2 protein-coding genes are annotated in these 2,155 nt (G+C 43.4%); both read right to left on the reverse strand.

Annotated features, from left to right (window positions below; genetic code table 11):
- On the reverse strand, positions 1-738 hold a 738-nt coding region (locus tag F6K49_RS43040), incomplete at its 3' end, for an HAD family hydrolase (RefSeq protein WP_293107727.1).
- A gap of 262 nt (positions 739-1,000) precedes the next feature.
- Complete coding sequence (locus F6K49_RS43045) at positions 1,001-1,843, reverse strand: pentapeptide repeat-containing protein (protein WP_330359410.1); 843 nt, start codon at positions 1,841-1,843, stop codon at positions 1,001-1,003.
- Positions 1,844-2,155: the final 312 nt, after the last annotated feature.

Raw genomic sequence — 2,155 nt, forward strand, 5'->3', positions numbered from 1 at the left:
GCCTTCAGATTCTTTAGCATAAGTCACATAAGCTGGCTTATGAGTCAAATAACTAGTGTAGTCTAAGACATTAGCCACCCCTACTGATAAAGGAAACTTGCTGGTATCAAACATAGACTCATCATTACGACTGTCACCAACGGTCATAATCTCCTCTGGTTTGAGTTGGGGAAAGTGTCTGGTTAACACTTGCAGCAAGCCTGTTGCTTTATCTTGCTCGATTGGCTTAATATGGCACTGAACTGTACTGTAAGTGAAGCCCCAACCCTGTTGTTGACAGAGTTCTGCTAGGGTTTGTAATTGGACAAAGGCTAGTCCTTTAACATCAAAAGTCCAATCCGTCAACCGAAAGCGGTTATCCACAGATTCTTGTAGCTGGGGAAATTGAGCTTTGAGGAGTTGGAAGGTGTGATTGAGACTCTGGCGATGCTGGATTAAATCTTCAATAGGGGTTAAGGTTTCTGGGATTTCACTATCTTTGGGGAAATATATACCGCCATTTTCTGCGATCGCTCCCATGACCGGCAGATAAGTTTTCAGACCATTGACCCAGCCAGCGGAACGACCTGTAATCAGCAACACTTGGATTCCTGTCTTGGTCAATTCTTCTATGGCATGGAATAAGGAGGAAGTAAATTTGCCACTCAGAGTTAGAGTGCCATCAATATCGGTAGCAATTAAACTAATACTTTCAAAGCGATTATTCTCAAAAGCCTCAGACAGAGGTGCAAGGGACATAAAATTATAGGAACTTCCAGCTAATCATTCACCGAATGTCATACTAAACCCTGGGATGACAGTTTGACTGAGGAAAAGTTGATTAAGTTTTAGGAAATTTTAGGCGAATCTCAGATTATTATCCAGTGCGATTGGCCAAAGGCCTCAGCTTCCGCGCTTATGCGAACGCCATCAGATCCGCTGAGTAGAATTGCTCAAGTTCCTAATAGACAAGGGAAACGGTAGTGATTGGGCTGATCAAAATCTGGCTTGAACTGTTCAACTATTGATGCTGACTGCCACTTGGCATGATCGCTTTGGTAAGTTTAGCTTCACGAAGGTTAGCCTGATTCAGGTTAGCATCAATTAAAACAGCTTCAATCAATATTGCCTCGGTAAGATTCGACCAACACAGGTTAGCTCGGTATAAATTAGCCTTAGTGAGATTAGCACCATGGAGAATTGTCCAACTCATCCTTGCTCCTCTTAGATTCGCATCCGTTAGGATAGTGTTTCTCATGGTGCAGCCACTGGCTATGGCACCACTCAAGTCTGCTTGATTGAGATTGGCCTTAGTCAAGTTGGCTCCATTGAGTAGGGTATGGGACAAATTTGCCCCAATCAGATTAGCTTCGATCAGAATACAATTGTTGAGGGATGCTCCTTCTAAAATCGCTCCGTCTAAGAGGGCATGGGAAAGCTTGGCTCGGTTTAAGGATGTGCTAATCAGTTTTGCCTGACTCAAGTTAGCATCCTGGAGAATTGCCTCACTCAGAATTGCTTCACTCAGATTAGCTTTACTGAGATTAACTCCAATCAGGCGGCAACTGCGTAGATTGGCATTACTCAAGTTAGCCTTGGCTAGATTGGCTTGAATGAGGTTACTAACAATGAGGTTGGCTTCACACAGGTCACTTCCCTGTAGATTTGCACCAGATAAATTCGCTTCTCGCAGATTGACACCTTTAAGGATAGCGCCCTTGAGACAACTCTGGCTGAGATTAGCACGTCGTAGGTTAGCTTGGCTAAGGTTTACTCCCGCCAAAGATATTCCCTGTAGATTAGCTTCTGGAAAGTCCCGTTCTCCAGCAGCATATCGCTTCAATAATTCTGCCCCATCCATCATGATTCCTTTAATCTTGACAACTAATCAGCTACGTGGTTATGCTATATGGCATCTAATATGAATTATTATTGCTAGAATATGCTAGCTTTATTTGCCAAAGTGCCAGCAAAAAGCGCAATGATAGTGTAATTGTTTATTACTCAGACAATTATGAAATATTAGGGAGTGGGGAGTAGGCAAGAGGCAATAGGCAATAGGCAATAGGCCAGAGGCAATAGGCCAGAGGCAATAGGCAATAGGCAAGAGGCAATAGGCAACAGGCAATAGGCAATAGGCAACAGGCAAGATGCAATAGGCAACAGGAAATAGGCA

The sequence above is a fragment of the Moorena sp. SIO3I6 genome (genome assembly GCF_010672095.1).